This window comes from Streptomyces macrosporus, assembly GCF_039533145.1.
Lineage (GTDB): Bacteria > Actinomycetota > Actinomycetes > Streptomycetales > Streptomycetaceae > Streptomyces > Streptomyces macrosporus.
Genome location: NZ_BAAASZ010000028.1, coordinates 70,484 through 92,390 on the forward strand (window position 1 = coordinate 70,484; position 21,907 = coordinate 92,390).

The window sequence follows — 21,907 nt, forward strand, 5'->3', positions numbered from 1 at the left end:
CGTACAGGGCTTTCTCTCACTGTCCGTGGAGACCGGTCAACGTTTGGGCACATTGAGGATGGTCACCACGTTCACTCCGCCGCCGTCGGACCCGCGAGGCGTAAACGTGAATCCCTTGTCTCCGTATGCCTCTATGGTCACACCGAGAGGGATTTTACTGTTGCCATCCCGATAGATCGGTGTCACGCTGTACTGAATTATTTCTCCCGCTTCGGCCGCCAGTCTCACCTGCCGTTCGATTCCCCGCATGACCGGGGAATTCGCATAGTAGTGCATGGTGACGAAGTTTCGAGGATCCTTGTTGGAGCCGCCGAGCTGCGCACCGAGCAGGTGGGCCCTGTTGTATCCCTGATTGCTCACCCAGCCGGCCGGATCGACCTGCGGGTCGGTCTTCCCGCCGATCATGGCCTTGGTGATGGTGGCGTGCATGCTTGTGGCCCGCCCGTGCGGGCCGGGCGCGCCGTACTGGACCCGGCCACCCCATTCGGGGTCACTCTCGTCACACGGCGCCAGGCCGAGGGGGTCGGTCCAGACGTGGGGGTTGTGGGGGTAGGTGACCGGGTTGGGCGCCGGGGCGAGGCCGAGGGGGTCGGGGGTGGTGTAGCGGCCGGTGTCCGGGTCGTAGTGGCGGAAGTAGTTGTAGTGCAGCCCGGTCTCGGGGTCGGCGTACTGACCGGGGAAGCGCAGCGGGGTGTAGGCGGTGGCGTCGGTGTTCCAGGTGGTGGTGCCCCACAGGGTGGTGCGGGTGTGCCAGGCGATCTCGCCCGTCTCGTCGACGAGTTCGGTGGGGGTGCCGATCAGGTCGGTGACGATGGCGAAGAAGCGGCGATCGACCTCGGCCTGGTCGTCGGGGTCGAGGAGGCGTTCGGTCTGGGCCAGCGGGCGGTGGCCGTCGTGGTCCCAGGTCAGGACGGTGTGGGTGGCGGTGTTGGTCTCCTCGGCCAAGCGGGTGCCGTCCCAGGTGAAGCGGATCTCCTCGGCGACCTCGCCATCCACCGTGAGGCGCTGCTTGGCGGTGCGGCGGCCCAACGGGTCGTAGCGGTAGCGCCAGAGGGTGCCGTCCGGGGTGGTGCAGGAGATCAGGCGGTCCTCGGCGTCCCACTCGTAGCGCCAGGTGTCGGGCTTCTTCGACAGGTAGGTTTTCTGCCGCAGGACGGTGCGGCCGGCCCCGTCGTACGCGTAGCGGACGCGGCCGGCTTGGAGAAGACGGGTGCCGTGGTAGGCACGGGAGCCGCGGGCCTCGGGGTGCGGCGCGACATCGGGCCAGTGGGCGGAGGTCTGGTTGCCCGCCGCATCGTAGGCGTAGGTCTCCGTCCAGTCCTCGGCGGTGACGGTCAGGGGGCGGCCGACCGGGTCGAGGTCGACGTGGCGGGTGGTGCCGGTGAGCCGGTCGGTGATGGAGGTGAGGTGGCCGTCGGGCCGGTAGGTGTAGGCGCGGGAGCGCAGGGTGCGCCCGGCCGCGGCCAGGGACTGCTCGGTCGGACGGCCGAGCCGGTCGAAGGCGGTGGCCAGGGTGACGGGCCGGCCAGGCGGTCCGAAGGAACGTTCCAGCTCGCGACCCAGCGCGTCGTGCCGAAAGGCGAGGGTGTGGCCGGAGGCGGTCAGGGCGGTGCGGTTGCCGACCTCGTCGTAGGTCAGCTCGGTGACCGCGCCGCCGGGGGTGGTGCGGGAGGTGCGGCGACCGAGGACGTCGTAGGTGTAGCGGATGGTACGGCCGTCGACGGTCTCGGCCAGGACGCGGCCGAGGACGTCGTACTCCACGGTGAGGGTCGAGGTGGGAGAGGCGACGCGTATCAGGTGGCCGGCGGCGTCGTAGGTGTACTCGGTGCGCGCCCCCTCGGCCTCCTTGGCCACCAGACGGTCCAGGACGTCGTGCTCGTAGCGGATCCGGTGGCCCAGCGGGGTGGTGTAGGAGGTGAGGCGACCCGCGGCATCGTGGTCGTAGGTGACGGTGCGGCCGTCGAAGTCGGTCTCGGATATCAGCCGGCCGAGCCGGTCGTAGGTGTAGTCCCAGGTCAGCCCCTGAGGGTCGGTGACCTGGGTGAGACGCAGCTCGGTGTCGTAGCGGAACTCGTAGCGCGCCCCGTCCGGGCCGGTGCGGGCGGCGAGCTTGTCGAAGTGGGTGTGCTCGAAGCGGGTGGTGCCGCCGTTCGGGTCGGTGTGGGAGGTGCAGTTGCCCTCGCCGTCCCACGTCCAGGACTCGGTGCTGCCGTCCGGCGCGGTGCGGCGGGCCGGGTGCCCCTCGACCGTCCACTCCAGGCGCGTGACCGCGCCCCTGGGGGTCTCCCCGCCGGAGGCAGGGGAAAGATCGGTGATCTCGGTGGGGCGACCGAACGCGTCGCGGACCATGGTGGCGATGTGTCCGGCGGCGTCGGTCACCGTCAACGGCAGCCCGGCGGCGTCGTTGGTCAGGTACTGGACGGTGCCCGCCGGGTCGGTGACGGCCACCACCGCGCCGCGGTCGTCGTGCGTGAAGGTGGTGACCGTCCCGTCCGGGGCGGTGACGGAGGTGCGATTGCCGCGCTCGTCATACGTCTGACGCCAGCTGGTGCCGTCCGGGCCGGTGATCTCCACCGGCAGGTTGAGCTCGTTGTAGTGGGCCGTGGCGGTGCTGCCGTCGGGGAACGTGACCCCGGTGACGTTGTCCGCGTCGTCGTACGTCCACGCCGTGGTGCGGCCGAGCGCGTCGGTGCGGGTCAGCAGGTTGTCCCGACCGTCCCAGGTCTGCCGGGCGGTGTGGCCGGCCGGGTCGGTCCGCGCGACGACCTGACGCAGCCCGTTGATCTCCAGGACGGTGACCGCGCCGGTGGAGTCGGTGTAGCGGGTGACCTGGTTCCCCACCTCGTTCGTGCCGTATTCGAAGGTCGAGGAGAGGATGCCCTCGGGCCCGACCGTGCCCACCACCCGTCCGGCGTCGTCGTAGACGTACCGGAAGGTGGAGTCGTTGCGGTCGGTCCAGGAGGTGATGCGGGCCGCGTCGTCGTAGGCGAAACGCAGCGCCTGCCCCGAGGAGTTGACCACCGCGTCCAGGTTCCCGGCCGCGTCGTAGCCGTAGGACACCACCGTCACGGGGCCGTCCGGGGTGTGGAGGGCCAGGCCGGTCACCCGTGCCGGGCCGTCCCCGTCGAGGCGGGTGGTGGTGATCTCCACCTGGTAGCCGCCGGAGTGGACCACCGCGGTGGGGGTGCCGCCCGGGTCGCGGACGATGTCCACCCGGTTGCCGTTGCGGTCCTCGATCGCGGCCAACCAGCAGAAGGCCGGGGCGTCGAAGACGCTCTCCGGCAGCTCCGCCTCGGCGAAGTACCGGGTCCACCCGGTGTGCGGATCGGTGACGGAGAAGGAGACGCCGGACTCGCCCGCAGTGCGGGCCAGCGGCAGGCGCGGTCCCTCCACCGGCCGCACCGGCTCTCCGCCCGGCTCCGGCACCCCGGGGTAGGTCAGCAGCGAACCGTCCTCGCGCGCCCAGACCACCGTGCCGTCGCCGTCGACGTGCAGCCGCTCGTCCAGGGTGGAGGCCCAGGAACGGCCGAACCAGTGCCCCCACCGGTAGTTGGACAGGTGGGTGCGGCGCAGCACCAGCGGCAGCACGCCAGGGAGTTCGAGGTCGGTCTGGGCCAGGGTCATCTCGCCGGTGGCCACGTCGACCGGATCGTTCAGACACGTCTTCTTGCCCAGCGGGATGCTGTGGGTGCGCGGGTCGGACGTGACGGTGCGCAGCGAGTCGGGCTTGGTGTGTGGGTTCGAGGCATCGCCGTCGCGCCGGGACGAGGGGCCGCCTCCGCCCGGGCCGCCGCCCTTCCGGCCGTCGGTGGTGTCGGGGGTCTTGAGGGCGTCGAACCTGTCCTTGGTGTTCTTGTCGTTGGTGGTGTGGGCGGTGGAGATGTTCCGCACGCCCTTGGGGAGCGCGCCGCCGAGGTGGTCGCCGAGCTGTTTGGTGGCCTTCTCCAACGAGCCCATCATCTTGTCGGCGACCGCATCGATGGCCTGGGCGATGTCGTCCCGGCCGCGGGTGCGATTGTGGCTGGCCTTGGCCTTGGTCAGCTTGCCGCTGGTGCGACCGTTGAGCGAAGTGCTCACCCCGTTGAGCTTGGTCGCGGCGCGGTCGTGCTCGTCGGGGTCGATGTCGAGCGTGCCGATCAGCCCGCCCAGGTGCGGCACACCGTCGGCGGAGGCGAGGGTCAGGCCGTCCTTCAGTCCCTCCTTGCCGGCGTCGCCCACCTTGTCCATGTCGACGCCGTCCTGCAGACCCAGCCCGTCCGCGGCGAGCTGGACCACCAGTTCGGCGGCCATGTTCTCCAACGCGGCCGCCGCCGGCGCGGTCATCGCGGTCACGATCTCCTGGACCGCCAACTCCGTCATCTCCTTGATGGCCCGCTTGACCGCGATCCGGCAGGCCTGGATCGCGCCCGCGCCGATCAGCGTGGACAGCCCGGCGGTGAACGGGGCGGCGGCCAGTGAGATGCCGGCCGAGGCCGCGCACGCGGTCAGCTCCCCGATGGCGACCCACTTGCGACCCTCGATGATGTCGGCCGCGGCGTCCATCGCGCCGGCGAAGATCCGCGCCGCGTCCGCCAGGTCCTTCAGGTGCTTGTCCTTGACCTTGCCCCAGTAGCCGTTCAGCGCGGTCAGCGCCTCGCTCTCCCCCGAGGAGATCAGCCGCTGCATGTTCTGGTGGGCGGCGTGGGCGTCCTCGTCGACGTCGTCGGCGAAGTCCCGCAGGTCCTTGGCCATGTCCCGGTAGGCGTCCTCGTCGACGTTGGGCCAGCCCACCCCGATCAGATCGAGGATGGCGTCCACACCGTCGGGCAGCACCACGGCCACGAGACTCCCCTTTACCGCCTGCACCGGCTCCCTGCCGGCCGGCGAACTACTGTTCCATACACGTTCGTTGGCCACCGAACGGTTTCCGGGCACCTGGTGAGCGAGCCGCGGGAGAGCATGACAGGTGCTCTCCGATGATGAGCAGGCCCTGGTCGGCGCAGCGGCATCTGCGGCATGTGGTGCTCCGGCCGGAAGGGGGCGTGCGGAGGTTGGGGTGGGTTGGCCCGGGCCCTCTGCGGCGGCCTCCGCGAGGCGGCTCGGCCATTCCACTGCCCACATCGAGGCGACCGTCCCGACGAGGGGCCAGAAGCCGTCGACGTGCAGCAGGCCGGTGAGCCATACGATGAGCCAGAGCACCAGTGCGTTGACCGACACGAGGATCAGCGGCACCACCCCGGGCACGGGGAGCGTCAGAGTCAGCCGGAACCGCAGGTGGAACAGGGCGGCGACGACGGCGAGCGTCAGCCACTGCGTGCCCGTCGCTTCCACGCCGCTCAGCCAACCGACCACGCGCACCTGCTGGGCACCGTGCGGACCATCCAACGCATCGGACTGTCGGCCACGGTCGGCAACCCCCGGCACCTGCTGGAATGGCTGCAAGGGGCGGGCAGAGGCCAGCGTCCCGGCCGGGTCGTCGCCCCAGAGATCACCGCCGCCCCTGGGGAGACACGGCCCGCGGGCGAGGTGGAACTGGACTACGTGGGGTCGCTGGAGAACGCCGCCAAACTGATCGCAGCCCTCCACCGCGGAGAGAAACGCCTCGTCTTCTGCGACTCGCGGCGGCAGGTCGAACAACTCGGCGCGGCCCTACGGGCCCGCGACGTGACCGTCTTCCTCTCCCACGCCTCCCTCTCCGTCGACGAACGCACCCGTTCGGAGCAGGCATTCGCCGAGGCGCGGGACTGCGTCATCGTCTCCACCTCCACCCTGGAACTCGGCATCGACGTCGGCGACCTGGACCGCGTCATCCAGATCGACTCGCCCACCACCGTGGCGTCGTTCCTGCAGCGCATCGGACGCACCGGCCGCCGCGCCGACACCGTACGCAACTGCCTGTTCCTGACCACCGACGAGGACACCCTGCTCCAGGCGGCCGGGCTCCTCCTGCTGTGGGGACGGGGCTGGGTCGAACCGGTGACCGCGCCACCCGAGCCGCGCCACCTCGTCGCACAGCAACTCCTCGCCGTCACGCTGCAGGAGCACAAGCTCGGAGACCGGATGTGGCACGAGCAGTGGAACGGGCTGGCGCCCTTCGACCGCTCGGCGGCCCCCGTCCTTTGACATCTGCTGGAGCAGGGCTTCCTCGACGAGGACGGCGGCATGCTGTTCGTCGGCCCCGAGGCGGAACGTCGCTTCGGGCGGCGGCATTTCATGGACTTGACCGCCTCCTTCACCGCCCCGCCCCAATTCACCGTCCTGTCCGGACGGCAGGAGATCGGCCGAACCGACCCATCGGTGCTGACCGAGGAACGCCCCGGCCCGAGACGGTTGCTGCTGGCCGGACGGAGCTGGCAGGTCACCTTCATCGACTGGAAACGCAAACGGGTGTTCGTCGAACCCACCGACAGTGGTGGTGTCGCCAAGTGGACCAGCGGCGGCATCATCGGGTTGTCGTACGCGCTGACCCAGGCCATGAGGGAGGTGCTGCTCGGAGCCGATCCGCCGGTGACGCTCACCCGCCGTGCCGAAGCGCGGCCGGCCGAGATGCGCGAGGCCAAGGCGCCGGACACCGTCCACCCGGGCGGGACACTGGTGACCCGGGTCGGAAACGACGTGCGCTGGTGGACCTGGGCCGGATACCGGGCCAACGCCACCCTCGCCGCCACCCTACGGACGATCGCCGACCCGGTGCAGCGGCCCAACGACCGCTGCGTCCGGCTACGGGAGGATCTGACGCCCGAGATGTGGCGCGCGGTCCTCGACACCATGGGGGAGCACCTCGTCTTCCCCGACGTGGACCCCCGGGCCGTGCGCGGGCTGAAGTTCTCCGCCGCCCTTCCGGAGCGGCTCGCCGTCGCCACGGTCGCGGCCCGGCTGGCGGACTTCGACGGTGCCATGGCGGCTCTGGCGGAGCCCGTGCGGTTCCACCACACGGGGTGAGCCGACGGGGAGAGCCGCGGAGAGCTTGCTGGGGGCTCCCGGTGGACCAGGACGACTGAACCCGGCGACTCGGCCTCCCAGGCAAACGAAACGGTGGTGGGCGCGCAGCCACTCCGGTCGACGGCGTATCAATCCGGCCGGTCTGGCCTTTGCGGTCCGGTTCACGTTCTGGAAACGGGTGAACGGGCTGCTTTGACGGGCTCTCACCCCCGCGGAAAAAGTGATGCGAGTGAGCCACAACATGCCTGATGAGGGCTCAACCGGCACCGGCGCCACCGCCCACCGGGCCCTGCCCACCGCTTGAGGTCAAGTGGACTCCGCGCCGACTGATTACGTTCTCGTTGAGAGCGCTTGTACTCGACGATCGCAGGGCTGCCGTTCTCGTCCGCACCGAGTGAGTCGATCCGCCCGCCGTGCCGGGGGTCGGTGCCGTACTCGGTGGCGAGAAAGCGGACACCGAGCATGGCCTCCATGTTCTCGATCAATGTCCGCAGGTGCCGCTCCAGGGCCACCACCCATGGGCACCGTCCGGCGATGAGACGTCGGGCCACGCCGTCCCCCGGCGGCGTGGCCCGACGCCGTCACGGCGAGGGCGGTGACCGGGTCAGCGTTGCCCGTGATGGGCAGGGACGCGGTCGCCGACCAGCGGCGGGGGAAGCGGGGAGATCTCCCGGTCGAAGAAGCCGAGGAAGTCCTCCGCGCGGTCGTAGAGGGTGTCGAAACCTGTTGACGTCTCGGCGATCAACTCCGGATCGGTGAACCGGTTGGCTCCCGCCGCGTTTCCGTCGTCGTAGAGCACCTCGTACATGACCCGGTCCCCGAGGATCACGACCTCGGGAACGGGGCGGTGCATCTCGATGTCGGAGATGGCCCGCGCGTCGATCACCCTGATGTTGTCGCCCAGTTCCACGCGCAGGCGGAGGACGTGGAACTCCCACTGCACGTACGGGGTCACCGGGAATTCCACGACGCGGAGGCGGCGCTGCAGGACGCCGCGGTCGGCCGCGTCCCGGAACTGCTCGGTGTAGAGCTTGCGTTTCTCCTCGACGAGCGAGAGTGCCTCCTCCCACTCCCCGGCGGCGAAGGCCTCCCAGCTCGCGAAGCCCTTCTCCTTGAAGTGCTGGCCCCGCTCAAGCTTTCTCAGGTGCCTGATCCCGCTCTCGAAGACGCGGTAGAAGTCCTGGTGGTACGCCTTCCGGTCGAGGCGTTCTGATGAGTTTCCCGGGAACGATTCAAACATTGGGAATATCCGGCTTCGCCGCGATCATCATGCTCCTTGGGATTATCACCAGGCGCTCGTCGGCGCCGATCGAGACCCCTGTGGGAAGGTGCTTTCCGAGTGATTCCGTGAGATCTCTCCCGATGACGGCGATATCCCCGTTGTCCAGTTCCCAGATGTCGGGGCAGTCGGGGTTGTCCGTCGTCACCCCTAACTCCTGGGGTGCCTTCCCCAGTCTCCTTCTGAACCCTGTCGCGGGGTCGGCTTCCCATGGCCTGACCACACCATCACCCCCTCTGGCCGACCCTGCCGGTCGACCTTTCGAGTCGGCCGAAATGTTACAACTGTAGCGCTCGGAGTGTCCCGGGAAACCCTCTTTTGAGTCGACTTGCTCAAGATGGGGGAAGGGTGGCATATGCGTTCGGTGGTTTCGCAGTGCTGTTCCAGGCAGGCTCTCTTGTCGCTTCCGCCGCACTGGTGTATCAACGAATGATCGAGAAAGGAATCACCTGTCCGTGCGACGGAAATTAAGCCATATGGACCATTGACGTCCAACCGGGTGCCGCCGGAAAACCAGGCTGGGGAACTGTGGAACCGGAAGTCTCTTCACCCGCACACAGCGCGGAGGCAACATCGGTCACCGCGATGACGGCAAACGCCCGACGACGGCCAGCCGTGGGCCGATGAGGGGCGCGATGGACGGCCGTGCCGAGGACGGCGGCCGTGTCTACCAGGCGTCGGGCGACCAGCACATCAGCGAGCACCACCACCATCACCACGCCGGCCGGGAACCCGTCTCGGACACCCCCGACTCCGTCCGCCGCCCGATGGTCGGCCGGCCTCCGGTGGTCCTGCGCGACCGGGCCGAGGTCCTGGAACGCCTGCGGGAGAGCGCGGCATCGGACCGCGGCTGCGACATCCACGTACTCCACGGCATGGGCGGCTGCGGCAAGACGGCCGTCGCCTACGACTTCTTCCGGACCGCCACCGAGGAGTTCGGCCGGGTCGGACTGTGGGTCAACGCGTCCGACCGCGCGAGTCTGCGTGCCGGCATGCTCGCCGTCGCCGCCGACCGAGGAGCCGGCGACGGCGAGCTGCTGGCGGTCCGCAACGGCTTCCGACCCGCCGCCGATCTGGTGTGGGACTACCTCGACCGCTCCGCCGAGCCCTGGCTGCTGGTGCTCGACAACGCCGACGACCCCGCGATACTCCGGGACGGAAGCTGGCTGCGCACCAGCCCCCGCGGCATCGTCGTGGTCACCACTCGCCGGGCCGCCGCCCGATGGTGGCCGGGGGCGCGGTTGCAGCACATCGGGGTGCTGCCGCGCGAGGACGCCGCGCGCGTGCTCTGTGACCTGGCCCCGCAGAGCGGCACAATGGAGCAGGCGGCCGAGATCGCCGACCGGCTGGGACGGCTGCCGCTGGCGCTCACGCTCGCGGGCGGCTTCCTCTCCCACCAACTGATCGATCCCTGGTCGATGGAGGTCTACGGACGCTGTCTCGACGAGGGCGAACGAGTGGAGCTCATAGACCAGGGAGCTGACGCCTTGGACGAGGAGGACCCCCGGCATCTGGTGGGCCGGACATGGCAACTGACCCTCGACTCGTTCGAGGCCCACGGGCTGCCCGAGGCCGTGGCCCTGCTGAGGCTGCTGGCCCGTCTGGCGCCCGAACCGCTGCCCCTGTCCGTGCTGAACAGTCCGGAAGTCGGCGACGTCCTGCCCCGCGCCCGCATCGAGACCGCGCTCAGAGCACTCCTCGACCACTCGCTGACCGAACTGGTCGACGCCGGCGTGCGCTGCGTGCGCAGCCACGGCGTACTGCTCGACAGCGTCGCCGCCGCCACACCCCGCGAAGGACTCGCGGTCCTCGACGCGACGGCGATCCGGCTGCTCGACGCGGCCGTCCCCGCGGTCCCCGACGCCGGACCGTACGAGCCGCGGTTACGGCTGCTCGCCCCCCACGCGCTCGCCCTGCTGCGGCGGGTGGCGGACGACCCGTCGGCGGCGGCCGATGCGCTGTCCGTCGCGACGCGGCTGTCCGTCGCCCTGCATCGCACCGGGGACTACCTGTCCGCCTGGGAGACCGTCCGCGCCGCGGTGGTTCTCGCGGAACCGCGCCTCGGACCGGAGCACCGGCTCGTGCTGGCCGCGCGGTCCAGAGAGGGACGGGCACTCTTCCGGCTGGGGAGATACGCCGAGGCCGAACCTCTGCTCCGCAGCGTCCGCGCCACCCAGGAACGGCTGGTCGGCGCCGACGATCCGGACACCCTGGACACCTGTCACGGCCTCCAGCTCGTCCTCGGCAACGTCGGCAGACGTGAGGAGGCCCTGGCGCTCCTGCGGCGGACCGTGGCGGGCCGGCGCGCGGTGCTGGGCCCCTCGCACCCGTTGACCCTGCGCTCGCGCGCCAGCCTCCTGGTGATCCTGTCCGCCTCCGAACTCACGGCCGAGGACGACGGCACCCTGCTCTCTCTGCCGCAGGAGTGCGCGAGGCACCTCGGCCCGGACCACACCGTCACGCTGGGCGCCAGGCACAATCACGCCTGGGCGTTGTACGTGCTGGGCCGCATCGAGGCGGCCGACGAGGAAATCCGGCTGGTCACCGAGGAGTACGACCGCCGCTTCGGCCCCGACTACCCGATCGCGCTCTCGGCCAGGCAACTCCTGGCCCGGACCCGGTCCGCCCTCGGCCACCCGGACGAGGGGGCCGAGCTCATGGCCGATGTCGTGGCCCGGCGCGAACGTGCTCTGGGGGCCGACCACCCTTTCACGGCCGCGAGCCGCGAACTCCTGCGCGAACTCAGGAGAGATGGCAGAGCGGACGGGGACGCCGTCCCCTCATGACGGAATGCCGGCGGCCGGAAGAACCCGACGGAGCGGGGACACAGGACAGGGCACGGAACAGGGGAGGGATGCGGATGGATCCGATCGTCGCGGCGGCGGGCGGGGCACTGGTGAGCGCGATGGCCACCGACGGCTGGCAGCACGTGCGGGACGCGGTGGTGGCCTGGTGGCGGCGCCACCGCCCCGAACGGGCCGAGGAGGTCGACTCGGAGCTGGAGGCGTTGCGGGGCCGGGTGCTGACGGCCCGCGAGGAGGCGGACCAAGAGACCGAGCAAGCGCTGACGGGAGCCTGGCGGTTGCGCTTGCAGCAGCTTCTGGAGGAGGACCCGGCCTTGGCGGCCGGGCTGCGGCGGCTGCTGGAGGAGCACCTGGCTCCTGCCCTCTCCCCGGACGAGCGGGCCCGGAACCAGGCGGTCGTCATGCGGGCCGAGGCCCGTGACTCCGCGCGGATCTACATGGCCGGACGCGACCAGCACATCACCGACGCCTGAGCAGCACGGTCACCGGAGGCCGGAGCGGGCGGACGTCCGGAGGACGCGGGCCGCCCTCGGCGCTTCCAGGGCACGCACGAGCGGTCGCGGACGAAGGCCTGGTCGGGGCCGGGGTACGTCTTCGCCCCGGAGCCCCGGGGACACAGGACGGGGCGTTCGCCCGGCCGTGCGGCGGTACGCGGAGACGAGGGCGTCGAACTCCGGGAGCGCCGACCGGAAGTCCCCGCCCACGATGAGAACCGCCGCTCGACGCCTGCGCAGGCTCAGCACGCGCAGGTTCTCGGCACCGAGCGCCTCCGCCGCCGGGGCAATGACGGCCCGAAGCACCTCGGCCGCCTGGGCGAAGCGTCCGCCCTCCGCCAATTCCTTGGCCTGGGCCGTCGCGACCTTGACCGCGTCCCGTAACTGTGCGGCGAGCCCTGGCCGCCCTCGGGCTCACCGGATGAGTCCGGACAGATCTCGATCACGCAAGACACCCTGGGTGTGACGCGATCAAGCCGATTCGCGGCCTTACGTCTTACGGCGCCTCGGGCGGTAGCAGGGCGCCGCTGGTGAGGCCCAAGGCGGTGAGGTCGACCGCTTCCGCGGCGAGTTCCGCGGCTCGGCGGGCGGCGGCGCGCAGGTCGTGGAGGCGGCGGAACGCCTCGCCGTAGCGGCGCTGCTCCTCCAGCGGGAGCAGTGGGACGCGCAGGTGTCCGGGGGTGAGGCGGACACTGGTGCCGAGCGTGGAGGCGCTGCTGATGTTCTCCTCGGCACTGAGGAAACCCGCCAGGAACCAGGGGTCCAGGCGGTCGGGGTCGGGACGGAGCAGGAACAGGGTCGGGCCGAGGACGTGCCCCGCGTCGCGCTCGTCCGCGACGCGGGCGGCGACCCCCCTGTAGCTGCTGAGCACCCGGGGCAGGATCACGTCGCCGGGCTCGGCGACGGCATACGCGCTCATCGGGGTGTCGAGCTCTCCGGAGGCCGGGGTGCCCGTGGCCACGTCCTGCCCCGTCAGGACGGGACGGCCGGCGTACTCCTTCGGCAACTCGGCGACCCGCTTCCCCCGCCCGCCGGCCGGGACCGTCTGGTGGAGGGTGAGCGCCGCGCCGCGCGTCAGGTCGGAGACCGTCGCCGTGCGCCACGACCGGAGCTGGTCGCCGGCGGGCCGCCAGTCACCATGACCGCCGGAAGCCGCAAGGGACTTGACGCTCTCGGTGAGGCGCCCGTACAGCTCGCGCGTCTGTCGGGCGATGTCGGCCGGGGACGCGGCGGGGCCGGCGGCGCGGACGTGGCGGGCCGGGGTGAGATCGGTGACGTCGTCGATCAGGTCGATGACGGGGACGGCGTGGGCGGTGCCGGGGACGGAGACGAAGCCGGACGGGTCCTCGGCGAAGGCCCGCCAGTGGGTGAGCGCCGTCCCGGTCAGACGGTCCCAGTCGACGGAACCGGTTCCCCGCCGGTTCCCGGCCGGTTCTTCGGCGGTGTCGACGAACAGCACCGAGCCCCGGCCGCCGCCGCCGTCCGGCTCGGGGCGCTGGAGCACCCACAGGTGCAGCCCGATGTGGAGGGGGGCGGCGGCACCCGGTGGGAGAGCGATCACGGCGCGCAGCGCACCGCCGCGCAGTAGTTCGGCACGGACCCGGCGGCCGGACGGCCGGGCGGCGGGGGCGGGCGGCAGCAGCAGCACGGCCAGGGCGCCGGGCTCCAGGTGATGCAGGACGTGCTGGACCCAGGCCAGTTCGGACTCCGCGCGCGGCGGGAGGCCGTACGCCCAGCGCGGATCGTAGGCCAGCTCGTCGTGCCCCCAGTCGCGGACGCCGTACGGGGGAGCGCACAGCACGCCGTCCACGGTCAGGCCGGGGAAGGCGTCGGCGCGCAGGCTGTCGCCGTCGCGCACCGCGACGTCCGCGTCGGGCGCGGCGAGGGCGAGCCGTACGGCGCTGCGCTGCGCCTGGACCGACAGCACGTCCTGCCCGTACAGGTGTGTGGCGCCCAGGCGGGCGGCGGCGACGAGCGTGGTGGCGCTGCCGCACGCCGGGTCGAACACGCGTGACGGGTAGGGATCGGTGGCCGGGGCGAGGAGACGGGCCATCAGGTCGGACAGCGGCTCGGGGGTCTGGTACGCGCCGGAGGCGGCGCTGTCGTCCAACTCCCGTTCGGCCAGCACGTCGAGGGCGCTCTGCCCGCCGTCGTCGCGGACGCAGCGGAGCAGGGCGCGCAGCAGGTCGGCGTCGCCCGGCTGGTAGCGGACGGCGTCGGCGCCGGGGACGGTCCCGGACAGCTCGGCCACGGCACCGCCGGCCCGTGTCGCCAGGTCCGCGTCGGGCAGCTCGGTCAGGGCGGTGAGTGCGTCCTTGTCGCGGCGCGCGGCGGCCAGGACGAGAGGGAGGGCGCGGGTCGCGGCGGAGTCGCCGGAGTGGAGACGCAGCACGGTGCGCAACTCCTCGGCGGGGGTGGCGGCCGCGACGTGGCCGCGCGCCCGCAGCCAGGCGCGTACGGCTTGGAGGTCGTAGAGCGGGCTGGCGTCGGTGCCACCGGCCGGGGCCGGGAAGTCCTCGTGCCGGCGGCGCCAGTTGCTGACGGTGGCGCGCGTGACTCCCGCCATGCGGGAGATGTCGGCGGCGGTCACCTGGGCGGATGGCTTCGGCATGACGTTCCTGACGTCCGGGGTCGGCTGGCTGCCAAGAGACTATACCGTCCATCTAGCCCGATAACTGGATTGACAATGCTTTCAGGCTCATGTTTCTCTGGTGACGCTTCCGGATGGCAGCGTCTCTCTCGCGGTCTGCCAGGACTCACCGGTGCTCGTCCGTCGTGCCGTGGCCGCCCGAACGCGGCCGGGCCCCTCCTGTCCACTCACCCCAACCGAAGGGAACCGCTCGTGCCCATCACCATGCCGACCGCCGCCGTCGAGGGCGTCCAGCTCACCGTCACCCCGTTCCGCCCGGACGCGGTGATCGGAACCATGGGCCTGCCGACGCTGCTCCAACTCGTCCCCTCGCCCAAGGCGGAGGAGGACAAGAGGGCGCTGAAGTACGCGTCCGGAGCCCTGCGCCGCCACGCCGAGGTGCGCGGCCTGGTGCAGCGGATGCTCAAGGCGTCCCAGAAGGGGAAGAACGTCACGGCCTACGCCGCTTACATCGCCGCCGGCGTCAACGGCGACCACGGCTCGGCCTGGTCCACCCCGCCCATCACCCTGTGGCTGGACGGACAGCCCGGCGCGGTGAGCGAGGAGCTGATCCCCGGCAGCGGCATCCGCACCATCACCGTGCTGCCCGGCTCGCCGGTCGTCGCCATCGACGGGGAGACCCAGGTCACCGCTTGGCACGAGCTGTACGACGCCCCGGAGCGCTTCGGCGTGACGTACGAGCGACTGGGCACGGTGCGAGTGCCGTTCGAGCTGTACTTCGGCCTGAGCGTCGAGGACGCCCGGCAGATCTTCTACGACCGCAACGTCGAGGGCGTCCCCGTCGCCAAGAACCTGGCGATGTCCATGGACCAGCGCGACATCGGCACCCAGCTCGCCCACCGGGTCGCCGACACCGTCAAGGTCGAGCACGAAGGGAGGATCGTCCCCTTCGCCAAGCTGGTGCAGGCTCGCAAACGGCAGCTCACCAGGACCGACCCGGAGCTGGTGACCCTCTCGGCGCTGCGTGTGCTGGTGATCACCACTCTGTACGGCAAGCGCGGCCTGGAGCGGTCCTCCTCGACCGTGCGCGAGGACGACCTCCTCGTCCTGGGCATCGACGCGGAGCGGGCCGAGCGGGAGCTCGTGCCGCTGCTCTCGACGCTGATCTCCCACCTGTACCCGCACTTCGCGGCGCGCGAGGCGATCTCCGCACCCGCCGTCCTCGCCGGGATCGGCATCGCCGCCCACCGCGCCACGAGCTGGACGACCGAGGCCGGACGGCTGAACGAGGGCGAGCTGCTGCGGCTGCTGGCACAGGTCCGCTGGGAGCGCGAGGCCCGCTACTGGGACGGCGTCGCGGCCAGCGCCAACGCCCGGGGAGTCCTCAACTTCGGCGGCGGCGCCAAGGACTCCGGCGGCCGGGTCGCCGACGCCCTGCTGCACCCCGACACCGAATACGGCCGCCGCATCCGCGGCTGGTAGTCCGCCCCTCGTTCGCCACCGCCCGACCCGACGACAGAAGGGAACACGCGCCGTGAACATCCCGACCCCGCCCCCGCCGCAGCAGCCCGGTCGCTTCGGCCCTCCGAACCCCCACCCGTACGGTCCCGTGCCGCCCCCGAACACCCGACAGGCCGCGCGCCGCAAGGCGTTGATCACTCACGGGGCGGTGGCGTTCGCCGCCCTGCTCGTGGGAGCCGTCATGGGTGGCGGCGACGAGGCGGGCGCCACGGACACCCCCGCGAAGGCCGGGCCGCGGCCGACCGTGACGGTGACCGCCACCGAGACCGCCGAGGCCGACCCCGCACCCACCGTCACCGAGACGGTCACCGCCGAACCGAAGAAGGCCGAGCCGAAGAAGACCGAGAAGCCCGAGCCGGCGACCGGCTTCTCCGGAACCGGTGAGTACCTGGTCGGCGAGGACATCGCCCCCGGCACCTACAAGACCGAGGGCCCCGAGGACGAGTGGGGCTGCTACTGGGAGCGCGCGAAGGACTCCAGCGGCGAGTTCGACTCGATCATCACCAACAACAACCTCCAGGGACCCGGCCGGGTGACCGTCGCCAAGGGGGAGGTCTTCAAGACCAACGGCTGCCTGGAGTGGAAGAAGGCCGGCTGAGTCGGTCCCGCAGAACCACGATTTCCACCGTGACCGGCCGACAGGCCGCCATCCCGTCAGGAGTGTCCGTGAAACTTCCCGAGCTGTCTCCGGAGAAGGAGAACGAGATCATCGAGCAGATGATCCGGGAGCAGGGGGCGTCCGACCCCGCTTCCCTGGCCGACGTGACCGTGCTCGTCGCGATCGGCCTCACCAACGGCGCGTGGCGCAACACCCGAGTGGAGAACTGGCACGCGGGCGACGGCCCGCTGTCCGACGGTGACATGTTGCGGATCAACTCGGCCACCACGTACGGCACGCACCAGAGGCTGAAGGGCTGGCTGCGGGAGTACGGGCTGTCCCGGGGCAACGAGACGGCCGCCCTCGACACCCTCGACGCCGACGACCTGGAGGAACTCGCCGTCCGGCTCTTCCGCTGGCTCGTCCGCCCCTCCCGGACGCTCGCCAACGGAATGACGCTGGCCCGGCTCGCCTCCGAGGCCGGAGACACCGTGGAAACGTACGCCGACGACGCCGAGCGGGCCCTCACGGGATTCCTCGCGGGAGGAGAGAAGAGAGGGGTGCGGTATGCGTTCCTGCGTGCCGCCGCGCACGGAGCGGGCGCCTGCTCCCACTGGTGGGGACACCCGAACTGGCCGAAGCTCGTCGACGCCTTCCTGGAGGCCGTCGGCGACCCGCGGCACGAGCACTGGGGTGCGGGAGGAAAGAGGCTGAAGGACCTGCCGCCCATACCCGCGGAGTTGGAGGACCGCGGGACCGTGCGGGTCGTGCTCCTCAAGCGCCCCTGGAAGCTCGGGGCCGATACCGCCGACTGGATCACCTGGGCGGGCATCCGCTATCTGCGCTCCCCGGCCACCGCCTGACGCGCACCAGGGCTCCGACCGCACGACACCCATCCGTCACCTCCCTCACGAGAGGCACCACCGACATGTCCGAAGACCCCAGAGAGCCCGAGGACGGCATCCCCGGCGAGCAGGCCCCCGCTCCCGCGACCACCGAGGTGCCGGTCCCGGCTCCGCCGCCGTACCCGCCGACCCCACAGGTTCCGCCGCCGGCCACCGCGCGCCGCTCCCTCGCCGCGCGGGTACGGGCGATGCGGCCCACCACCGCACTCGCCGTCGGCGCCGTCGCGGGGGCCTCGGCCGTCGGCCTCCTCTGGACGCTGACCGACGCGGAGTTCGGCGGTCCGGACACCTTCGGCACCAGTGGGAGCATCACCCTGGCCGACCCGGATGGCTTCACCGAGCTGTCGGAGGGGTGCAGCGGCGACAACGGCTACGAGGACCTGGACGCGGGCACCGAGGTGACCGTCACCGACGCCTCCGGCACCGTCGTGGCCGCCGGCTCCCTCGAACCCGGTGAGGTCGCCGACTACACCTGCGTCTTCACGTTCACGGTCGACGACATCCCGGCGGGCTCGAAGCTGTACCGCGTCGAGGTCTCCCACCGGGGCGCCCTGACCCACACCGAGGCCGAACTCCGGGAAGGTGAACTCTCGTTCAGCATCGGTGAATGACAACACGAGGCGTCACCGGACCGTACGCCGCACCGCCTTCCAACCGAAGGCTCGCCGGCGCGCCGACACGCCCGGGGCCGGAGACCGCGACGGGTGATCGGCGCGGTGTGGGAGCGTGGGCGGGTCCTCGGTGGGGTTGAGAGCGGGGCCGGAGGGGGATGGATGGTCGGGGGCCGTGGGGGCGGTCGGTGGCGAATCATCGCGCGTTGATCGGATGTTGATGGCCTGTTGATCGACGGCGGGCAGGGTGACCCGTATGGCGATCGATTTCTCCGGCCCTGTCAGGCAGCTCCCCGGTTGGTGGGAGCGCGCGCTGTGCGCGCAGATCGGCTCCGAGCCGTTCTTCCCGGAACCGGGCAGGACACCCGCCGAGGCCAAACGGATCTGCCGGTCGTGCGAGGGGCGCGTCGAGTGCCTGGAGTACGCCCTCACCCACGACGAGCGCTACGGCGTGTGGGGCGGACTCTCCGAGGAGGAGCGCCGCAGGCTCAAGCGCGCCTGACGCGGGCGGTGTCCGGCGACGCCCGGCGACGCCCGTCAGGCGGTGCGGTAGCCGTCGACGGTCTCCTCGTAGGACCGCAGGTGCGGGGCGAGTTCGCGGCCGATCAACTCGGCGTCCTCGGGCGGAAGCGTCAGGACGGTGCGGCGCAGACGGACGCTCCACGAGGCCGGATCGGGGAAGACCGACAAGCGCGGCACCAGATCGCGCAGCACCAGCCCCTGGCGGAACGGCGCCAGTGCCTCGATGCGCAGCTCGCACCCCTCGGTGAACTCGCGCTCGCCGAACCGCACCGGCTCGGGCAGGACGCGGACGGGACCGGCGACGCGCGCCCGCGCCACGATCCGGCCCAGGTCGCGGGTGGGATTGTGGAAGCAGCCGCGGGTCGTGTAGATCAGCAGCTCGTCGCCCTCGGCGAGGGAGGACGGGACCCGGCCCCGGGGGAAGGCCATGCGCTGCGCCGTGACGACCCAGGCGAGCGGCTCCCGGTCGCCGATGATCAGAAGGTGCGTCGCTGCCACGGGCCACACCCTAACGCGGTCGGCCGGCGCGCCCGGGAACGCCGTTGCCGATCCCGTGACCGGCCGGTAGGAAGGCACGCATGACTGCTCTCGGTGTGGTGTTCCGTCCCCAACTGCCCCCCGAACGGCTGCGCGCCGTGGCCCGTGCCGCCGAGGCGGCCGGGCTGGAGGAGCTGTGGCTGTGGGAGGACTGCTTCCTGGAGAGCGGCATCGCCAGTGCCGCCGCGGTCCTGGCCTGGACGGAGCGGCTGCGCGTCGGGATCGGCCTGCTGCCCGTGCCGCTGCGGAACGTCGCCCTGACCGCGATGGAGACCGCCACCCTGGACCGCATGTTCCCCGGCCGCCTCGCCCTGGGCGTCGGCCACGGCGTGCAGAGCTGGATGGGACAGGTCGGCGCACGGGCCGAGTCGCCGCTCACACTGCTGCGCGAGTACCTCGACGCGCTGCGGGCGCTGCTGCGCGGCGAGGAGGTCACCACCGAGGGCCGCTACGTGCGGCTCGACGCCGTCGCCCTCGACTGGCCCCCGCGGACGCCGCCCGCCGTGCTCGCCGGGGTGACCGGGCCGCGTTCGCTGCGGCTGTCCGGCGAGGCCGCCGACGGCACCATCCTCACCGCCGACACCCCGCCCGACGGGGTGCGCCGGGCCCGCCGCCTCGCCGACGAGGGACGCGCGGCGGCCGGACGCACCGGCCGCCACCGGGTGGTCGTCTACCTCCACACCGCGACCGGGCCGGACGCGGACGCGCGCCTTGCGGCCGAACTCGAACGCGGCCCGGTCCCCCCGGAGGAGGCGTTCGGGGTCGCCGGGGACGCGAAGGCGGTCGCGGAGGCCGTGAGGCGGCTGGCCGAGGCCGGGGCCGACACCGTCGTCCTCCAGCCCACCGCCGACGAACCGGACATCGAGGGCCTGGTCCGCTTCGCCGCCGAGGAGGTCCGTCCGCTCGTCCCCTGAACCGTGAACGCGGGCCGGGAGAGGGGGAGTTGTCGCAGGGAGCTGCCATGCTGCCCGCATGACCGACGGAACGATCGACCCGCCCGAGGACGTGCTCGCACCGGTCGACAACTGGGCCGGGGCGCTGCGGAGGCGCCTGGCGGGCGCCCCGCCCCGGGTGGCCGAACTGGTCGCACACCTGGCCTCGTTGGAGGACGCGCGTCCCCGGCGGACCTGGAAGCGCCGCACGCTCGCACTCCTCCGGGAGCCGGACGCGCGGGCGGTGGTGGCCGACGGGGTGCGGCTGCTCGCCCGGTGCGGCCCCGGACGCGTTCCGGTCTACTCCGCCTCCTGGGACGACAGGGGGCTGATCGGGCACCCCAACCTGGGCGTGGCCCGCGGCTTCCTGTGGGCGGCGACGTCGGCGGGCGACACGGCCGTGCTCGCCGACCTGCTGACGGTCGGCCGGCGGGCCGGCGGGAACCTGCCGGAGTTCTCCCCGTGCGACCGGTTGACGGAGTCCCTGATCCACGCGCCGGCGGAGTGGGCCGATCCGGCGGCGCTGGAGACGCTGTGGACGCTCCACCGCGATCTGATCCCCGGCAGGCCCCACCGCCGGCTCTACGCCAGGGTGCTGCCCAAGGCGGCCGACCGGCTCGGGATACCGCCGGAGCGGCAGGCCGAGCGCACCGTCCCGGCCCTCGGGCTGCGGGCCGACGGGTCGGTGGCCTTCGGCGGCCGGCTCGGGCGGGGGGCGCACTGGCACCTGCCCACGTTCTCCGCGCTGGTGACCGTCGAGGACGCCCACACCGTCAGCCTGGTCTACGCCGACGCTGAGGTGGAGCAGCGCACCGTCCACCCGTTCGCCGCACCGCACGGCTTCGAGAAGCGCCACCACGCCGAGACCGTCGACTGGATGCGGCGGTACGCCAAGAACGTGCTCGACACGGTGCGCGGCGAACGCGAACGGCTCCGGGGCCTGGCCGAGGAGGACCGCGACCGGACGTTCGAGGAGTGGGCGCACCTGTACCGCGACCACCCGATCACGGGTGTGGTCGCGCGCGGCCTGGTCTGGGAGTTCCGGGACGCGCGGGGGGAGGTGGACCGCCGCCCGTCCGACCGCGCCCGGCGGGGAACCGACGACCGCCGACGGCCGGACGCTCCCCGCCCCCGACGACAAGGACCCGGTCCGGCTGTGGCGCGCGGACCGGGCGCCGGCCGACGAGGTGGCCGCCTGGCGGGAGCACGTCGCCCGAGCCGGTGTGCGGCCCTCGTTCGACCAGGGCGCCGGAGCGCCGTGAGCGGTCCGTGCGTCATCCGGAGCCCGCGGAGCCTCCGTTCCCGGTGGGCCCGCCCCCGGTGGGTCCGTCCCGGGTGAGTTCGGCGAGGCGGGCGTCCAGGGATCGGACGCCTCCCGGGAAGGGGTCGTCCGGATCCCACCAGTGGACGTCCGCGATCTCCTCGTTCGCCCGGAAGGGACGGGGAGCGGCGGTCCGGCCCGTGAACAGCGCCCCGTACTCGGCCCGCCGGTCGGGGCCCAGCAGGAAGGCCGCCCAGCCGACGAACCGCGGCGGCCGGTCGGGCCGCTGCCCGCTCTCCTCCAGCAGTTCGCGCACGGCCGCCGCGCGCGGTGTCTCCCCCGCCTCGATCAGCCCTCCCGGCAGCTCCCAGCGCCGCCGGAACCGGTCGAAGACCAGCAGCACCCGGCCGGCGTGCCACAGGGCGGTCAGGGCGAGGGGCAGCGGCGCGTCGGTCGGGGGCGCGTCCTCGCGCCCGCGCACCAGGGACACCAGGACGTTCCCGTCGGCGTCGACGGCGAGCGGACGGGTCACGGGGCTCCGCCCGCCCACACGCCCGGCCGGCCCCGGACCCCCGTCAGTCGCAGGGCTCCCCGCCGACGTGGAGCGTGCCGCCGCGGTGGCGGGGGACCAGCTCGACCTGGATGCGGTGGGTGGTGTCCTTGCCGGCCTTGCCGCCCAGATCGGCCGTCACCACGCCGATGCGCAGACCCGTGCGGCCGGTGCCCTCCTTGCGGACCTGGATGGCCACCTCCAGGCACACCCGGTCCACGGCGAAGCGCAGTTCGCCGCCGCGGCCGTCGCCCTCGCGCTGTGCCGCCGCCAGGTCCGCGCGGACCTGGCGGATCACGTCGACCAGTCCGATCTCGCTGTCGTCCGAGGTGTCGCGTGCGTCGGTCACGGCTCGATCCCCCTGCCCCGTCTACGACTTGAC

Annotated in this window: 16 protein-coding genes and 2 pseudogenes; 10 read left to right on the forward strand and 8 right to left on the reverse strand. The window is 72.1% G+C overall.

From position 1 onward, the window contains the following. Positions 1-36 precede the first annotated feature (36 nt). Positions 37-4,821 carry a DUF6531 domain-containing protein gene (locus ABD335_RS21110; RefSeq protein WP_344325883.1) on the reverse strand — a complete coding sequence of 1,595 codons (4,785 nt, stop codon included), beginning with the start codon at positions 4,819-4,821 and terminating at the stop codon, positions 37-39. A gap of 525 nt (positions 4,822-5,346) precedes the next feature. On the opposite strand from ABD335_RS21110, the pseudogene ABD335_RS21115 reads away from it, so the two are divergent. Beyond that, positions 5,347-6,921: pseudogene (locus ABD335_RS21115) on the forward strand (helicase-related protein); the annotation flags it as partial. A gap of 347 nt (positions 6,922-7,268) precedes the next feature. Here the strand turns inward: ABD335_RS21115 and ABD335_RS21120 are convergent. The 3 genes and pseudogenes from ABD335_RS21120 to ABD335_RS21130 form a co-directional block, all read right to left on the reverse strand. Beyond that, positions 7,269-7,394 (reverse strand): annotated as a pseudogene (locus ABD335_RS21120) (DUF5655 domain-containing protein); the annotation flags it as partial. A 131-nt stretch (positions 7,395-7,525) separates the two neighbouring features. After that, positions 7,526-8,161 (reverse strand): DUF6879 family protein, encoded by a 636-nt coding sequence (locus tag ABD335_RS21125; RefSeq protein ID WP_344325886.1) that lies wholly within the window; start codon positions 8,159-8,161, stop codon positions 7,526-7,528. Further along, a complete protein-coding gene (locus ABD335_RS21130; protein ID WP_344325889.1) occupies positions 8,154-8,423 on the reverse strand; it encodes a hypothetical protein in 270 nt (89 codons plus the stop codon). The genes ABD335_RS21125 and ABD335_RS21130 overlap by 8 nt, the downstream gene beginning before the upstream one ends. A 412-nt stretch (positions 8,424-8,835) precedes the next feature. On the opposite strand from ABD335_RS21130, the gene ABD335_RS21135 reads away from it, so the two are divergent. Together ABD335_RS21135 and ABD335_RS21140 are read left to right on the forward strand one after the other, a co-directional pair. Then, entirely contained in the window at positions 8,836-10,986 is a 2,151-nt protein-coding gene (locus ABD335_RS21135; protein ID WP_344325892.1) for a tetratricopeptide repeat protein, read from the forward strand. A gap of 74 nt (positions 10,987-11,060) precedes the next feature. Further along, positions 11,061-11,477, forward strand: coding sequence for a hypothetical protein (locus ABD335_RS21140; RefSeq protein ID WP_344325895.1), 417 nt, complete (start codon positions 11,061-11,063; stop codon positions 11,475-11,477). Positions 11,478-11,994: 517 nt separating this feature from the next. Here the strand turns inward: ABD335_RS21140 and ABD335_RS21145 are convergent. After that, positions 11,995-14,109, reverse strand: a complete 2,115-nt coding sequence (locus tag ABD335_RS21145) for an N-6 DNA methylase (protein ID WP_344325898.1) — start codon at positions 14,107-14,109, stop codon at positions 11,995-11,997. 231 nt (positions 14,110-14,340) lie between these two features. Here ABD335_RS21145 and ABD335_RS21150 point away from each other — a divergent pair, with 231 nt between their 5' ends. The 5 genes from ABD335_RS21150 (at position 14,341) to ABD335_RS21170 (ending at position 18,225) form a co-directional block, all read left to right on the forward strand. Continuing rightward, on the forward strand, positions 14,341-15,570 hold the full coding sequence (locus ABD335_RS21150) for a DNA sulfur modification protein DndB (protein ID WP_344325901.1): 1,230 nt from the start codon (positions 14,341-14,343) through the stop codon (positions 15,568-15,570). 52 nt (positions 15,571-15,622) lie between these two features. Next, entirely contained in the window at positions 15,623-16,207 is a 585-nt protein-coding gene (locus ABD335_RS21155; RefSeq protein ID WP_344325904.1) for an Rv1352/Rv1906c domain-containing protein, read from the forward strand. Between the two features lie 68 nt (positions 16,208-16,275). Further along, positions 16,276-17,070 (forward strand): hypothetical protein, encoded by a 795-nt coding sequence (locus tag ABD335_RS21160; protein WP_344325907.1) that lies wholly within the window; start codon positions 16,276-16,278, stop codon positions 17,068-17,070. 65 nt (positions 17,071-17,135) lie between these two features. Then, on the forward strand, positions 17,136-17,723 hold the full coding sequence (locus ABD335_RS21165) for a hypothetical protein (RefSeq protein WP_344325910.1): 588 nt from the start codon (positions 17,136-17,138) through the stop codon (positions 17,721-17,723). A 256-nt stretch (positions 17,724-17,979) separates the two neighbouring features. Next, complete coding sequence (locus ABD335_RS21170; RefSeq protein WP_344325913.1) at positions 17,980-18,225, forward strand: WhiB family transcriptional regulator; 246 nt, start codon at positions 17,980-17,982, stop codon at positions 18,223-18,225. Positions 18,226-18,260: 35 nt separating this feature from the next. Here the strand turns inward: ABD335_RS21170 and ABD335_RS21175 are convergent, their stop codons facing one another. Beyond that, a complete protein-coding gene (locus ABD335_RS21175) occupies positions 18,261-18,743 on the reverse strand; it encodes a hypothetical protein (protein ID WP_344325916.1) in 483 nt (160 codons plus the stop codon). 80 nt (positions 18,744-18,823) lie between these two features. Between ABD335_RS21175 and ABD335_RS21180 the strand changes: the two genes are divergently transcribed. Both ABD335_RS21180 and ABD335_RS21185 read left to right on the forward strand, forming a co-directional pair. Next, complete coding sequence (locus ABD335_RS21180; protein ID WP_344325920.1) at positions 18,824-19,696, forward strand: LLM class flavin-dependent oxidoreductase; 873 nt, start codon at positions 18,824-18,826, stop codon at positions 19,694-19,696. 58 nt (positions 19,697-19,754) lie between these two features. Further along, positions 19,755-21,053, forward strand: coding sequence for a DUF4132 domain-containing protein (locus ABD335_RS21185; RefSeq protein ID WP_344325923.1), 1,299 nt, complete (start codon positions 19,755-19,757; stop codon positions 21,051-21,053). Here ABD335_RS21185 and ABD335_RS21190 read toward each other — a convergent pair. After that, positions 20,989-21,507 carry an NUDIX hydrolase gene (locus tag ABD335_RS21190; protein ID WP_344325926.1) on the reverse strand — a complete coding sequence of 173 codons (519 nt, stop codon included), beginning with the start codon at positions 21,505-21,507 and terminating at the stop codon, positions 20,989-20,991. The two genes, ABD335_RS21185 and ABD335_RS21190, sit on opposite strands and share 65 nt — an antisense overlap. Positions 21,508-21,550: 43 nt before the next feature. After that, a complete protein-coding gene (locus ABD335_RS21195) occupies positions 21,551-21,874 on the reverse strand; it encodes a trypco2 family protein (RefSeq protein WP_344325929.1) in 324 nt (107 codons plus the stop codon). Positions 21,875-21,907: the final 33 nt, after the last annotated feature.